Annotated in this window: 9 protein-coding genes and 2 pseudogenes; 4 read left to right on the top strand and 7 right to left on the bottom strand. The window is 73.6% G+C overall.

Annotated elements, in window-relative coordinates:
- Positions 1-77 precede the first annotated feature (77 nt).
- A complete protein-coding gene (locus MMR14E_RS24480) occupies positions 78-1,589 on the top strand; it encodes a dihydroxyacetone kinase subunit DhaK (protein WP_331317876.1) in 1,512 nt (503 codons plus the stop codon).
- On the top strand, positions 1,574-2,530 hold the full coding sequence (locus tag MMR14E_RS24485; RefSeq protein WP_331317878.1) for a D-2-hydroxyacid dehydrogenase family protein: 957 nt from the start codon (positions 1,574-1,576) through the stop codon (positions 2,528-2,530). Before MMR14E_RS24480 ends, MMR14E_RS24485 begins: the two co-directional genes overlap by 16 nt.
- Positions 2,531-2,556: 26 nt before the next feature.
- Here the strand turns inward: MMR14E_RS24485 and MMR14E_RS24490 are convergent.
- From MMR14E_RS24490 to MMR14E_RS24505, 4 genes and pseudogenes are all read right to left on the bottom strand, one after another.
- Positions 2,557-3,567, bottom strand: a pseudogene (locus MMR14E_RS24490) (ABC transporter permease); the annotation flags it as partial.
- Positions 3,561-4,538 carry an ABC transporter permease gene (locus MMR14E_RS24495; RefSeq protein ID WP_331317879.1) on the bottom strand — a complete coding sequence of 326 codons (978 nt, stop codon included), beginning with the start codon at positions 4,536-4,538 and terminating at the stop codon, positions 3,561-3,563. The gene MMR14E_RS24495 and the pseudogene MMR14E_RS24490, both read right to left, overlap by 7 nt.
- On the bottom strand, positions 4,535-6,121 hold the full coding sequence (locus tag MMR14E_RS24500; protein WP_331317880.1) for a peptide ABC transporter substrate-binding protein: 1,587 nt from the start codon (positions 6,119-6,121) through the stop codon (positions 4,535-4,537). The genes MMR14E_RS24495 and MMR14E_RS24500 overlap by 4 nt, the downstream gene beginning before the upstream one ends.
- A gap of 126 nt (positions 6,122-6,247) precedes the next feature.
- Complete coding sequence (locus MMR14E_RS24505; protein WP_331317881.1) at positions 6,248-6,685, bottom strand: GlcG/HbpS family heme-binding protein; 438 nt, start codon at positions 6,683-6,685, stop codon at positions 6,248-6,250.
- Between the two features lie 175 nt (positions 6,686-6,860).
- On the opposite strand from MMR14E_RS24505, the gene MMR14E_RS24510 reads away from it, so the two are divergent.
- Complete coding sequence (locus MMR14E_RS24510) at positions 6,861-7,595, top strand: RibD family protein (RefSeq protein ID WP_331317882.1); 735 nt, start codon at positions 6,861-6,863, stop codon at positions 7,593-7,595.
- Here the strand turns inward: MMR14E_RS24510 and MMR14E_RS24515 are convergent.
- The 3 genes and pseudogenes from MMR14E_RS24515 to MMR14E_RS24525 form a co-directional block, all read right to left on the bottom strand.
- Positions 7,564-8,592, bottom strand: coding sequence for an alpha/beta hydrolase (locus MMR14E_RS24515; RefSeq protein ID WP_331317883.1), 1,029 nt, complete (start codon positions 8,590-8,592; stop codon positions 7,564-7,566). The two genes, MMR14E_RS24510 and MMR14E_RS24515, sit on opposite strands and share 32 nt — an antisense overlap.
- A gap of 80 nt (positions 8,593-8,672) precedes the next feature.
- Positions 8,673-9,737, bottom strand: coding sequence for a WcbI family polysaccharide biosynthesis putative acetyltransferase (locus MMR14E_RS24520; protein WP_331317884.1), 1,065 nt, complete (start codon positions 9,735-9,737; stop codon positions 8,673-8,675).
- A 1,603-nt stretch (positions 9,738-11,340) separates the two neighbouring features.
- Positions 11,341-11,793 (bottom strand): annotated as a pseudogene (locus MMR14E_RS24525) (LysR family transcriptional regulator); the annotation flags it as partial.
- A gap of 92 nt (positions 11,794-11,885) precedes the next feature.
- On the opposite strand from MMR14E_RS24525, the gene MMR14E_RS24530 reads away from it, so the two are divergent.
- On the top strand, positions 11,886-13,190 hold the full coding sequence (locus MMR14E_RS24530) for an aspartate aminotransferase family protein (protein ID WP_331317887.1): 1,305 nt from the start codon (positions 11,886-11,888) through the stop codon (positions 13,188-13,190).
- Positions 13,191-13,198 lie beyond the last annotated feature (8 nt).

Here is a 13,198-nt window from a genome sequence, read left to right on the forward strand (position 1 = left end):
CAGGGCTCGACGAGGCGGACAATGCGCGCGGATCCGCCGGCGCAGAATCGCGGACCGGCCCCATCGAAGGTCACGCCATGGCCCACTTCATCGACGCCCGCTCCACCCTGGTCAACGACGCCGTCGACGGCCTCGTCGCCGCGAGCAGCGGACGCTTGGCACGGCTCGACGGCGACCCGGGCATCCGCGTCGTCCTCCGCGCCGCTCCGGATCCAGGGACGGTCGCGGTCATCTCCGGCGGCGGCTCCGGCCACGAGCCGGCCCATGCGGGCTTCGTGGGGCCTGGCCTGCTGAGCGCGGCCGTCTGCGGCGACGTCTTCGCCTCGCCGAGCGTCGACGCGGTGCTGGCCGGGATCCTCGCGGTCACGGGGCCGGCGGGATGCCTGCTCGTCATCAAGAACTACGCGGGCGACCGGCTGAATTTCGGCCTCGCCGCCGAGCGCGCCCGGGCGCTCGGCCACAGGGTCGAGACCGTTATCGTCGCGGACGACATCGCGCTGCCGGACGCCAAGCAGCCCCGCGGCGTCGCCGGGACACTGTTCGTCCACAAGGTGGCGGGCCACGCCGCGGAGGCCGGGGAACCGCTCGAGACCGTGGCGGCGCTCGCCCGACGCGCCGCCGGGGCGGCGAAGTCGCTCGGCATCGCGGTCTCGACCTGCACGATCCCCGGCTCGCCGCGCAGCGAGCGTCTGGCGGAGGGACAGGCCGAGCTCGGCCTCGGCATCCACGGCGAGCCCGGCGCGGAGCGCATCGCGCTGCCGAAGGTCAGCGAGCTCGCCCGCATGATGGCCGAGCGTCTCGCGCGGGCCGTGTCCGGTGCCGACCGGCTGGCACTGCTCGTGAACAATCTCGGCTCCGCCTCCGCGCTGGAGATGCAGGTCCTCACCCGCGCCGTGCTCGCGACCGATCTGGGGCGGCGCGTCCACCTGCTGCTCGGGCCGGCGCCGCTGATGACGGCGCTCGACATGCACGGTGCCTCGCTGTCGGTCCTGCCGCTCGACGACGCGCTGGAGCGCGCCCTGTCGGAGCCCGTCCCGGTCCCGGCCTGGCCCGCGGCCGTGCGGATCGCGCCGCAGATCTTCCGGCCGGTGCCCGAGGGGCTCGCGGGCGAGGCCTTCACGCCCTCGCACGACGCCGTCACCGCCGCGCGGATCCGGGCCGTCGCGGAGGCGCTGATCGGGGCCGAGGATGCCCTGAACGGCCTCGATGCCAAGGTCGGCGACGGCGACGCCGGCACGACCTTCGCGGGCGCGGCGCGCGCCGTCCAGGCCGACCTCGACCGGCTGCCACAGGCGGAACCCGCGGCCCTGTGCCGGGCGCTCGCCGAGCGGATCGGGCGCGCGGTGGGTGGGTCGAGCGGCGTGCTCGGCTCGATCTTCTTCGCCGCGACGGCCTCGGCCCTCGCCGGCGGCGCCGCGTGGCCCGAGGCGCTCGGGCAGGGCGTGGCGCGCGTCCAGGACTACGGCGCGTCGCGGCGGCGTTCGCGGCCCTGGCCGGGGCGTAGGAGCCGGGCGCCGCGCGTCGCCGTCCGGCGTCCGTTGACGCTCCGCTCACCGAGGCCTACCCCATCCCCATGCGCACCTGCCTGATCCTCGACGATTACCAGCAGGCGGCCCTCGCGCTCGCGGACTGGGCGCGCCTGTCCGACCGCGTCGCCGTCTCGGCGATCGCTCAGCACATCCCGAAGCCCGACGACCTCGTGGCGCGGATCGCGCAGGCCGAGATCCTCGTGATCATGCGGGAGCGGACGCCGTTCCCGGCGGCGCTGCTGGAACGGCTGCCCAGGCTCGAGCTGCTCGTCACCAGCGGAATGCGCAACCTCGCCATCGACCTCGCGGCGGCCCGGGCGCGCGGCGTCGTCGTCTGCGGGACGGAGTCGAGCCCGACACCGCCGACGGAGCTGACCTGGGCGCTGATCCTGGGACTGGCCCGTCACGTGGCGCCGGAGAGCCTGACCCTGCGCGCGGGCGGCCCCTGGCAGAGCACGATCGGGACCGACCTCGCGGGATCGACGCTCGGCGTTCTGGGCCTCGGAAAGATCGGGACGCGGGTGGCCGAGATCGGGCGCGCCTTCGGCATGCGCGTGATCGCCTGGAGCCCGAACCTCGACGACGCCCGCGCCGCCGCAGCCGGTGTGGAGCGGGCGGCCTCGAAGGAGGCGCTGCTGGAGGCCAGCGACGTCGTCACGATCCACCTCGTGCTCGGCGACCGCACGCGCGGCCTCCTGGGCGCGGCCGAGCTGCGCCGCATGCGCCGCGACGCGTTCCTCGTGAACACCTCGCGCGCACCGATCGTCGACCAGGCCGCGCTGGTCCAGGCGCTGGCGGAGGGCTGGATCGCCGGCGCGGGCCTCGACGTGTTCGAGACCGAGCCGCTGCCGGCCGACAGCCCGTTCCGGCGCCTGCCGAACGTGCTGGCGCTGCCGCATCTCGGCTACGTGTCGCGCAACAACTACCGGACCTTCTTCACCCAGGCGGTGGAGGACATCGAGGCCTGGCTCGCCGGCGCCCCGATCCGGCAACTGGGCTGACGTCGCGGACCCCGCCGGCCCCGGACTCACTCCCCGCGGGGATCCAGCGCGTCCGCGAGGCCGTCGCCGATCAGGTTGAGCGCCACCAGGGTCGCGATCAGGAGCGCGGCCGGGGCCGCGAGCAGGTGCGGCGCCGCCTCGATGGAGCGGGCGCCCTCGGCGATCAGGACGCCCCAGCTGGTCTGCGGCTCCTGCACGCCGAGCCCGAGGAACGACAGGAAGCTCTCCAGCAGGATCACCTGCGGCACCAGCAGCGTCGCGGTCACGGCCACAGGGCCGAGGGTGTTCGGCACGATGTGCCGGAGGATGATGCGGGGTGTTCCGAGGCCGAGCGCCCGCGCGGCGCGGACGAAATCGCGCTCGCGCAGCGACAGCGTCACGGCGCGCACCACCCGGGCCATGTCGAGCCACTCCACCGCGGCGATCGCCACCAGCATGAGCAGCAGGCTCGGGCGGAAGAACACCAGCAGCAGGATCACGAAGAACACGAAGGGGAGGGCGTAGAGCACGTCGACGCCGCGCATCATCACGGCGTCGACGGCGCCCCCGACGAAGCCCGCCGTCGCCCCGTAGGCGACGCCGATGAGCAGCGCGACGAGGCTGGCCGCGAGCCCGATCGCCAGCGAGATCCGGCCGGCGACGAGGCAGCGGGTCAGCAGGTCGCGGCCCTGGATGTCGGTGCCGAGGGGGAAGTGCAGGCGCCGGACCGGAACCGCCACGACGAGGCCGCGGCCGCCGTCCCGCTCGTCGACCACGCGCGGCGTCCCGAACAGGGCCGAGCGGGGCAGGTAGACGAGGCTGCGCCGGTCGACGCCCGCGTCGGAGCCGAGGGTGAGCCGCAGGGTGTCGCCCTCGCGCTCGACCGCGTCGAGCCGGGCGCGCATGCGGAAGGCCAGGCGCTCGAGCGCCGGCCGGAGACGGTCGGCGTCGGGCTGCGCGGTGAGGCCGGCCGGGAGCTGGCGCAGGTCCGGATAGGCGCGCTCGGGGTCGTGGCCGGTGAGGCCCGGGCCGATCAGGCAGGCGAGGGCGATCAGGACCANGCCCTGCTTCTGGATCTACAAGGCGGTCGGCGACGACATCTTCGCCCGCGCGGGCCGGTCCAACCCACCACTAGCCACGCGCAGGCGAGGTCGGCGGCGAGGTTGAGCAGGATCACCAGCCCGGCGACGAGCAGGACGGTGCCCATCACCAGCGTGTAGTCGCGGTTGAGCGCGCCCTCGACGAAGTAGCGGCCGATCCCCGGCAGCCCGAAGATCGTCTCCACCACCACCGAGCCGGTGAGCAGCGCCGCCGCCAGCGGTCCGAGATAGGCCACCACCGGCAGCAGCGCCCCGCGCAGGGCGTGCCGGGTGACGCGGGCCGGCGGCAGGCCGAGGCTGCGCATGGTGCGGACCGGCTGCGTCCGCAGGGCCTCGGCGAGCGAGGTCCGGGTCAGCCGGGCCAGGGCACCGACCTGCGGCAGGGCCAGGGTCACCACCGGCAGGACCAGGTGGCTCGGGGCACCGTCGTTCCAGCCGCCGAGCGGCAGCCAGCGCAGGGTCAGGCCGAAGGCGATCTGCAGCAGGGGGGCGACGACGAAGCTCGGCAGCGAGAGGGTCAGGGCGGCCCCGACGCCGAGGAGCCGGTCGACGAGCCCGCCGCGCCGGAGCGCCGCCGCGATCCCGAGCCCGACGCCGAGCGCGGTGGCGAGCGCGAGGGCGAGGGCGCCCAGCGTCGCGGAGACCGGCAGGCCCCGCGCGATCAGGCCGAGGACGCTCTGGTCGCGGAACGAGAAGGACGGACCGAGGTCGCCCCGCGCCAGCGCCGCGAGGTAGCTGCCGAACTGCGCGATCAGCGGCCGGTCGAGGCCGTAGACCCGCCGGAGATTCTCCATGGCGGCGGGCGCCAGCGGCCGCTCCAGGTCGAACGGCCCGCCCGGGGCGAGCCGCATCAGGAAGAAGCTGACGGTCACCACGGCGAGCAGCGTCGGCACCGCCTGGAGGAGGCGGCGCAGGATGAAGCGGATCACGCGTCGAGCCTCATGAAGCGGGTCGGCGCGGCGTTGCGCAGGTTCGGGTGGTAGCCGTGCAGCCGCGGCGCGATCAGCGCCTTCGAGCGGTAGTGCATCAGCGGGATCCAGGGCAGCTCGCGCAGGGCGATCGCCTCCGCGTCGTAGAGCAGGCCGGCCCGGCGGGTGAGGTCGCGCTCGGTGGCGGCCCGCGCCATCAGCGCGTCGTAGGCCGCGTCCGACCAGTGGCCGGCGTTCATCCCGTCATTCCCGCTCTGGAGCAGGAACAGGAAGTTCTGCGGATCGGAATAGTCGGCGATCCAGCTGTAGCGGGCGACATCGAAGTCGCCGCCGTCGCGCAGGTAGGCGAAATGCGTCTTCGCGTCCGTGTAGACGTAGCGCGTCACGATCCCGAGGTCGCGCCACATCTCGCCGATCGCCACCGCGACGGTGCGGTTGTTGTCGCTGATGTTGAACCGGTACTCCACGGTGAGCGGCCGGTCCGGGCCGAACCCCGCCTCCGCGAGCAGCCGGCGCGCCTCCGCCTCGTGGTCGATCGGCAGGCCGAGGCGGCCCTCGGTCTCGGGCGGCGTCCGGTAATTGTCGAGGCCGGGCGGGCACAGGGAGTAGGCCGGGCTCATGGTGCCGCCGTTGAGGCCGTCGGCGAGGTACTCGCGGTCGATCACGAGCGACAGGGCCCGGCGGACGCGGCGGTCCGAGAACGGCGCCTTGCGGGTGTTCACCACCAGCGCCGCGAGCCCCAGCGAGGGGCCGAGCACCACCTGCGACCCGAACCGGCGGCGCAGGTCGGCGATCTGGTCGACGGGCAGGTCGGACAGCGAGTCGATCTCGCCGGCAGCGTAGCGGCGCACCGACGCGGCGATGTCGGGTGTCGGCAGGAAGGCGACGCGCCGGATCGCGAGGCTCGCCGCGTCCGGATGGTGCGGGTTGGCCTCCAGCGTGATGGCGCCGCCCGGCACGCGGTCGGCGAGCCGGTACGGTCCGTTGGTCACGAGGTTTCCCGGCCGGGTGAAGCTGTCGCCGTAGCGCTCGACCGAGGCGCGGTGGACCGGCAGGGCGGTCTGGTGGGTCAGGAGTTCCAGGATGTAGGGCGTCGGCTGCTCCAGGCCGATCGCCAGCCGGAGCGGCGCCTCCGCGGCGACGCCGAGAGTCTCGGCCGGCGTCTCGCCGCGGTTCACGGCGGCGGCGGCGCGGATCGGGAACAGGATCTCGGCGTATTTCGCCGCCGTGGCCGGGTCGAGCATCCGGCGGAACGCGTAGACGAAGTCGTCCGCGGTGACCGGCTCGCCGTTCGACCAGCGGCCGTCGGGGCGCAGGTCGAAGTGCAGGCTCATCCCGTCCTCGGAGACCGACCAGGCGCGCGCCGCGCCCGGGATGATCGCGCCCCGGTTGTCGTAGGTGAGCAGCCCGTCGCAGAGGTCGCGCAGGATATGCGCCTCCGCGACCGTGGACGAGCGGTGCGGGTCCAGGGTCTCGGGATCGGCGTCGTTGCCGCGGCGGTAGAGCGCGTCGGCCGCGCGCGCGGGCCGCACGGCCGCGAGGGCGATCGCGCCGGCCAGCCAGTCGCGCCGGCGCGGGCGCACGGTCAGGCGCCGGTATCCGGCCTCAGGCCGGCCGCCTCGATCCCGGCCACCGCGCAGATCTCGNGGGCCGCACGGCCGCGAGGGCGATCGCGCCGGCCAGCCAGTCGCGCCGGCGCGGGCGCACGGTCAGGCGCCGGTATCCGGCTTCAGGCCGGCCGCCTCGATCCCGGCCACCGCGCAGATCTCGTCGTTGTCGGAGGTGTCGCCGGAGATGCCGACCGCGCCGAGGAGACGTCCCTCGCCGGACCGGATCAGCACGCCGCCCGGCACCGGCACGAGGGCGTCGGGCCCGGCGACGTGGGTGACGGCGGCGACGAAGTAGGGCTGCTGCTCCGCCCGCGCGTGGATCGCCCGGGAGCCGAGGCCGAGCGCCAGGGCGCCGTTGGCCTTCCCGCTGGCGATCTCGGCGCGGCGCAGGGACGTGCCGTCCTCGACCGCGACCGCCTTGAGGGCGCCGCGGGCGTCGTAGACGACGACGGCCAGGGGCTTGAGGCCGCGCGCCCGCGCCTCGCGCAGGGCAGTGTCGACGACGGTGCGGGCGGCCTCGAGGGTCAGGTCGATCATCGGATTCCAACACGGACGCCGCTCCGTGCGGCGTCCTCATCCTTAAGGACCGGGGCCGGCCGGGTCCACCGAGGCCGGTCGCTGCGGCGTTCGCTCCGCTGGGCCCGGCCGGCGCGCCGCCTAGTTCCGCGTTGGCCCGCGCGGGAAATCCCGGCGCGCCGAGCGAGGATCGTCCATGGCATCGGCCGAACGCCCCTACGTGATCTGTCACATGACCGCGTCGGTCGACGGCCGGATCAAGGTCCGCCGCTGGACGACGCTGGACGCCGACAGCCATTACGAGCGCGTCCACGGCGACCTGAAGGGCGATGCCTGGATGTGCGGCCGCGTCACCATGCAGGGCTACGCCGACAGCGCCGACCCGCTGCCCGAGCCGGTCGCCGACGACGGCGTGCCGATCCCGCGGGAGGACCACGTCGCCCGCCGCGACGCGCCCGGCTACGCCGTGGCCCTCGACGCGCGCGGACGCCTGGACTGGGGCGCGCGCGACGCGATCGAGGGCGACCACGTCGTGGTGGTGCTCACCGAGTCCGTACCCGATGAGCACCTGCGCGCGCTCCGGGCCGGCGGCCAGTCCTACCTGTTCGCGGGGGACCGGGCGGTCGACTTCGCCCTGGCGGCCGCGAAGCTGCGGGCCCTCTTCGGGATCGAGCGGCTGCTCGTCGAGGGCGGCGGCCGCATCAACGGCTCGATGCTGAAGGCCGGCCTCATCGACGAGCTGAGCCTGCTCCTCGCCCCCGCGGTCGACGGCCTGAGCGGAACGCCGGCCGTGTTCGACTTCGCAGGCGAGGAGGCGGACACGATGGGCAGCCGGCGCAAGCTCGACCTGACGGCCTGCGAGCGCCTGCCGGACGGCGTCGTGTGGCTGCGCTACCGGATCACGCCGGTCGAGCCGCCGGCAGGCGAATGATGCCGGCCAGGAACGAGTCGTAGCCGGCGGCGACCGCCTCCGGCTGCTCGAAATGCGGGAACGCGCCGGTCGGCAGGGTCTCGACGCGCCAGTTGGGCCGGCCGGCGACCCGCGGCACCAGCCGGTAGTCGACGAAGTCGCCGCGCACGCCGTGCACCATCCAGACCGGGAGGCGCAGGCGCTCGTAGAGGCGCGTCGCGTCGGTCGGGAACAGGTGGCCCGCGATGAAGCAGAACGGGGCGTGCTCGGCGCCGGGCTGGTGGGCCGAGGCGTGATCGTAGGCGAGGAGGCCCTCGTCGATCTCGGACGTGCCGAAGGTCTTCTCGAGGAAGAACCGCATGCTCGGCCGGGTCACCAGGGCGTCGAAGAGCGGCCGCCCCAGAGGGGGGCGATCGAGGACCCGGCGCAGCCAGTCGCGGCCGCGGTGGCCGTCCGGCGGGCCTTCCCCGGAGAGGCGGGCGTCGAACCCGGTCGGGCTGATCAGCGCGAGGCTGCGATACGCGTCGGACCGCTCCAGGCTCGCCCGCGCCAGGAACGAGCACGAGAGCGACAGCGCCAGGGCGTCGATCGGCCAGCCGCCGTGCCGGCTGCGGATCTCGTCGACGGCCGCGTGGATCGCCTCCACCATCAGGCGCGGCGTGTAGGCGCGGCGCGAGCGCTCCGAGAAACCGAAGCCCGGCAGGTCCAGGGCGTAGACCGGCCGGGACCCGCGGTAGCGCAGGTACAGCGGCCGGACCTCGTAGGCGTTGGCCGCCGCGTTGATCGAGTGGATCAGCAGGAGCGGTACGCCCTCGGCCTCGGCGGCCCCGTAGAGCGAGAGCGCGCCGGCGCGCCGGGACCGGATCCGCTCGTGCCGGCCCGGCAGAGCCGGCGGCAGGGCCATGCGCCGGTCCACCGCGAGCGCGCTCCAACCGACCAGGGCCGAGGCCGAGCCGACGAGCGTGAGGGCCGCCGCGGTCGCGGTGCGACCGGCGCGATGGCGGGACACGGAACTCATCGGGACACCTCGACGTCCATCCCGCGGCGGCGGGCCGTGCGCGACAACGCCGGGACGGCTGGGAAGTGCCCGGACGGACGCTACGAGGCGTGGCCGGCGAGGCTGCCGGCATTCACCGCCGGGGCCCGACTCGCGGGCCGCACCGGCGCGTCGCCGCGGCCCGCGGCCTCGCGCAGGAAATCTACCGTCGGCGGATCGTTGAGCCAGCCCTGGACGCGCTGCGAGATCAGGAGCTTCCGCTCGCGCCGGTCGTAATTCGCGTAGGAGGCGGCGACGAATTCCGGCCGGCTCATCGTGCGCGCCGGGCCGGACCGGCGCGTCTCCGCCTTGAAGAACAGGGCGCTGCCGGGCACGCCGTAGTGCTGGGCGATCTCCGGATAGACCGGCCAGCTGCCCTGACCGCCGAGATCGTCCGGGAGGAACGCGTCGAGGTCGCATTCCTCGAAGGGCACACCGGCCCGGGTCAGCAGGCCGCGGGCGAGGTCGGCCACGACGTAGAGCTTGGTGTGGTTGATCGAGTGCATGAAGCAGCCCCGACGCGCCCAGCGCGTGAGGTGCGTGTCGAGATCGTACCCGGCCTGGACGCCGAGCCCGCGCAGGTACGCGACCGACTCGTCCCAGAGGTTGAAGTATCCGAGGCGCTCGAAGACCGGCTCGGAGAACAGCCGCAGCGCCTGCGCCTGGGAGAAGCCCGACAGGTAGGCGAACAGCGTGATCGCCGAGTGCGAGTGCCCCATCGGTCCCGAGATCAGGCCGTTGAGCGTGACGTGATCCTGAACGCCGACATGGACGAGGTCGGGATGGTAGGCGCTGAACACGATGGTGGGGATCAGCCGGACCTTCGGATGGGTCCGCAGCGTGTCGATCGTGCCGCCGCCCTTGAATTTGGGCAGGTAGATGCTGGTGAAGACGTGATCGTACCCGTCCGCGTGCGCCATCAGGTCGGCGAGCCGCGGGAACCGGCGGGACGCGGTGAACGCCGAGACGAAATCTACCTGCGCGTGCGGGAGCAGGTAGCGCATCGTCTTGGCGATGGATCCGGCCTGGCAGACGCCGATCACGAGGATGCGCGGCGAGCCGGTCCGCTTCTTCCCGAATTGCGCGAGCCGGTGCCGCGCGCGCCAGAGGCTATCGACGGTCAACATCCGGCCTCTCTCGCATGTCCACGGGCCGCGGGCAAACACCGCACCCATGCGGATCCCGCAGAGCCGAACCGCCGTTTCAGCCGCCGCGACGGCCGCGCCCGAGGTAGCGAACGCCTCGCGGGTCGCGAGCGCCGCGCGGCGCAGCCGAGGCTCCGGCATCGATCGCTTTCGTGGAACACCGGCGCTCGAGGCGCGCGATCCGACGGCCCCGATGACGCGAAACACAGTCCGATCGCGCGCAGAATCCAGTAAAGCAACGCATAGATCGTCACGACTCAACGTCCGCATTCCGCGGTGACGGCCGCGCGGAAAGATCGGAACGATACAGCGATTCAACTTGCGCACCGTTGACAGAGTCAAGTCGTTGGATGCAAATCGGATTCAACGAGGCATGAAGCTCGCGGATGGGGCGTTCGCGGTCATGAGGACCGGCGGGCCCCCGATGACCGAGGTGGTCCGCCTCCCTCGCCTCCACTCCGCGTAACCGGCTGCCCGGACAGGCGCGGCGGGCTCCGGATCGATCACTCCGCACGGCCTGACTCGGTCCGCAAGGACCGAACGGCGCGTCGGTGGGACGCCCGCGGTTCCGCTTCTCCGCGACGGCCGACGACCCACGCCCCGCAGCACCGTCGAAGACCGATCGATGCACGGGCGAAGATGCTGGGCGGGATGAGGGCCGGGTTCCGCATCGGGTCGAAAGCTGGAGACTGTGCGATGGATTACGTCCCTCCCATGGCGGCGATCGCGGCGGCCTCGCCGAAGACGCACGCCGCCGACGCGGCCGCGCTCGCGCCGACACAGGCGGTGAAATCCGCCTCGGCGCCGGATCCGCGGTCGATCTACACGCTCACGCCGGAGGCGGCCGGTGCGGTCTTCGCCCTGGTCGAGAATCGGATCCGGGTGATCGAGGCCGCGCTCGACGCGACCGACCGGCGGGGCACGCGAGCCGCCGCCGCGGCGATGGCGACGGCCACGGCGACGACGCCGGTCGTGTCGCCGGAGACGACGAAGACGATCGCCGCCGCCCATCGCAACTGGAGCGAGGATGCCCGGTTAGACCACAGCCCGACCCGCCACGTCGGGACCGACACGGTCGTGGACTACGATTCCCCGCGGGTGACGGCGGCCTGGAGCGTCGCCTTCCCGGATCTGGCAGGCCGGAAGTACCGGGCCGTGCAAGGGCCGGGTCCGATCCTGCGCTCCGTCCTGCACGAGGCCGAGGCCGACATGGACGACACGGGCAGCGACGTCTTCCTGCTCTGCAACAGCGCGCATTTCGAGACGATCCGACAGGCCCATCCGAGCGCGCACATCAACTGGATCAACGTCGACAACGACGAGATCGTCGTCGTCTGGCGGAAGCCGTCCGAGGAAGCCGGGAGCCGGATCGGCGGCGAGCCGAACCACGTCTCGCCGGGGCTCATCGCGGCGTTCTCCGGCGGCTTCGACTTGATGCCGATGAGCACGTCGTCGGGAATGACGGCGCCCGGCGGCACCACGGCGTCGTTGCCGACGAAGACCNGTCGGGCCAGCGCGCGCCGCCGCCGCGCGGCGCGACCCAGACGAGGTCCTCGCGCCTGAGGATCTCCCGCCCGCCGTCCAGCGGGACGGAGACGAGGGCCAGATCGAGCCCGCCGCGGGCGAGCCGATCCTCCAGACGGGGCGTCGCGGCGCAGACCACCTCGATCGCCGCGTCGGGGTGGAGGCGCGCGAAGCCGCGCAGCAGGGCGGGGAGGAAGGCCTGCGCGTAATCGTCCGGGCAGCCGAACCGCAGGGTGCCGTCGAGGCGCCCGCCGCACAGCTCCGCCACCGCGTCGTCGTGCGAGGCCAGGATCCGGCGCGCGTGGACGAGGAGGCGCTCGCCCTGGACGGTGAGCACCGCACCGCGGCCGGTCCGCCGCAGCAGCGGCTGCGCGACCAGCTCCTCCAGCCGCTTCATCTGCATGCTGAGGGCGGCCTGGCTGCGCCCGACACGCTCCGCGGCCCGGCTCAGCGCGCCCGTCTCCGCCACCGTGGCGAAGCTGCGCAGGAGGTCGATGTCGAGGCTCCGGGCCATCAGGATCGCTGAACCCTCGCTTCAGAACTATAAGCTTCTCTGGTGTCGCCGGCGGTCCTAGCATGGTGGCGCCTGACACGGGACCCGGCTCGATGACGACGCGGAACGACGACCCCGATTTCTGGACGCGCGCCCGCCGGCACCTCGTGCGCTACGGCGGCGCCTTCGCGCCGGTCATCATCGAGCGCGCGCAGGGCAGCTTCGTCTACGACGCGGACGGCCGGGAGATCCTCGACTTCACCTCCGGCCAGATGAGCGCGATCCTGGGACACGGTCATCCCGAGATCGCCGCGGTCGTCTCGGACCATGTCGGCCGCCTGGATCACCTGTTCAGCGGCATGCTGAGCCGGCCGGTCGTCGACCTCGCCACGGCGCTGGCCGGCCTCGCCCCCGGCGGCCTGGAGCGGGCGCTTCTCCTGACCACCGGCGCCGAGGCCAACGAGGCGGCCCTGCGCATGGCCAAGCTCGCCACCGGCGGCTGGGAGATCGTGAGCTTCGCGCAGTCGTGGCACGGCATGACGGCGGGCGCCGCCTCGGCGACCTACAGCGCCGGCCGCAAGGGTTACGGCCCGGCCCCCGTCGGGTCCTTCGCGATCCCCGCACCGAACGCCTACCGCCCGACCTTCGCGCGCGACGGGGCCGCCGACTGGCAGACCGAGCTCGACTACGCCTTCGCCCTGGTGGACCGGCAGTCGACCGGCAACCTCGCGGCCTTCCTGGCCGAGCCGATCCTCAGCTCCGGGGGCATCCTCGAACTCCCGCCCGGCTATCTCGCGGCGCTCAAGCGCAAGTGCACCGAGCGGGGCATGCTGCTGATCCTCGACGAGGCCCAGACCGGGATCGGCCGCACCGGCCTGATGTTCGCCTGCGAGCGCGACGGCGTGGTGCCCGACATCCTGACCCTGTCGAAGACCCTGGGCGCCGGCCTGCCCCTCGCGGCGGTCCTGACCACGCCGGAGATCGAGGATCTCTGCCACGCGCGCGGCTTCCTGTTCTACACGACGCACGTCTCCGACCCGCTTCCCGCCGCGGTCGGACTCAAGGTGCTGGAGATCGTCCGGCGCGACGGCCTGGTCGACCGGGCCCAGACGGCCGGCGCGCGGCTGGCGGCGCGGCTGCGGGCGCTGCAGCAGCGCTTCGCCTGCATCGGCGACGTGCGCGGGCGCGGCCTCCTGCAGGGCATGGAGATCGTGGCCGACCGGGACACGAAAGTGCCCGCGCCGGAACTCGGCGACGCGATCACGCGGCGCTGCCTCGCGCTCGGGCTGAGCATGAACATCGTGCAGCTGCCCGGCATGGGCGGCGTGTTCCGCATCGCCCCGCCGCTGACCGCCACCGACGCGGAAATCGACCTCGGTGTCGACATCCTGGAACGGGCGATCGAAGCCTCGGTGTGAGGCGACGG

The organism is Methylobacterium mesophilicum (genome assembly GCF_036441335.1).
Classification (GTDB): Bacteria; Pseudomonadota; Alphaproteobacteria; order Rhizobiales; family Beijerinckiaceae; genus Methylobacterium; species Methylobacterium mesophilicum_B.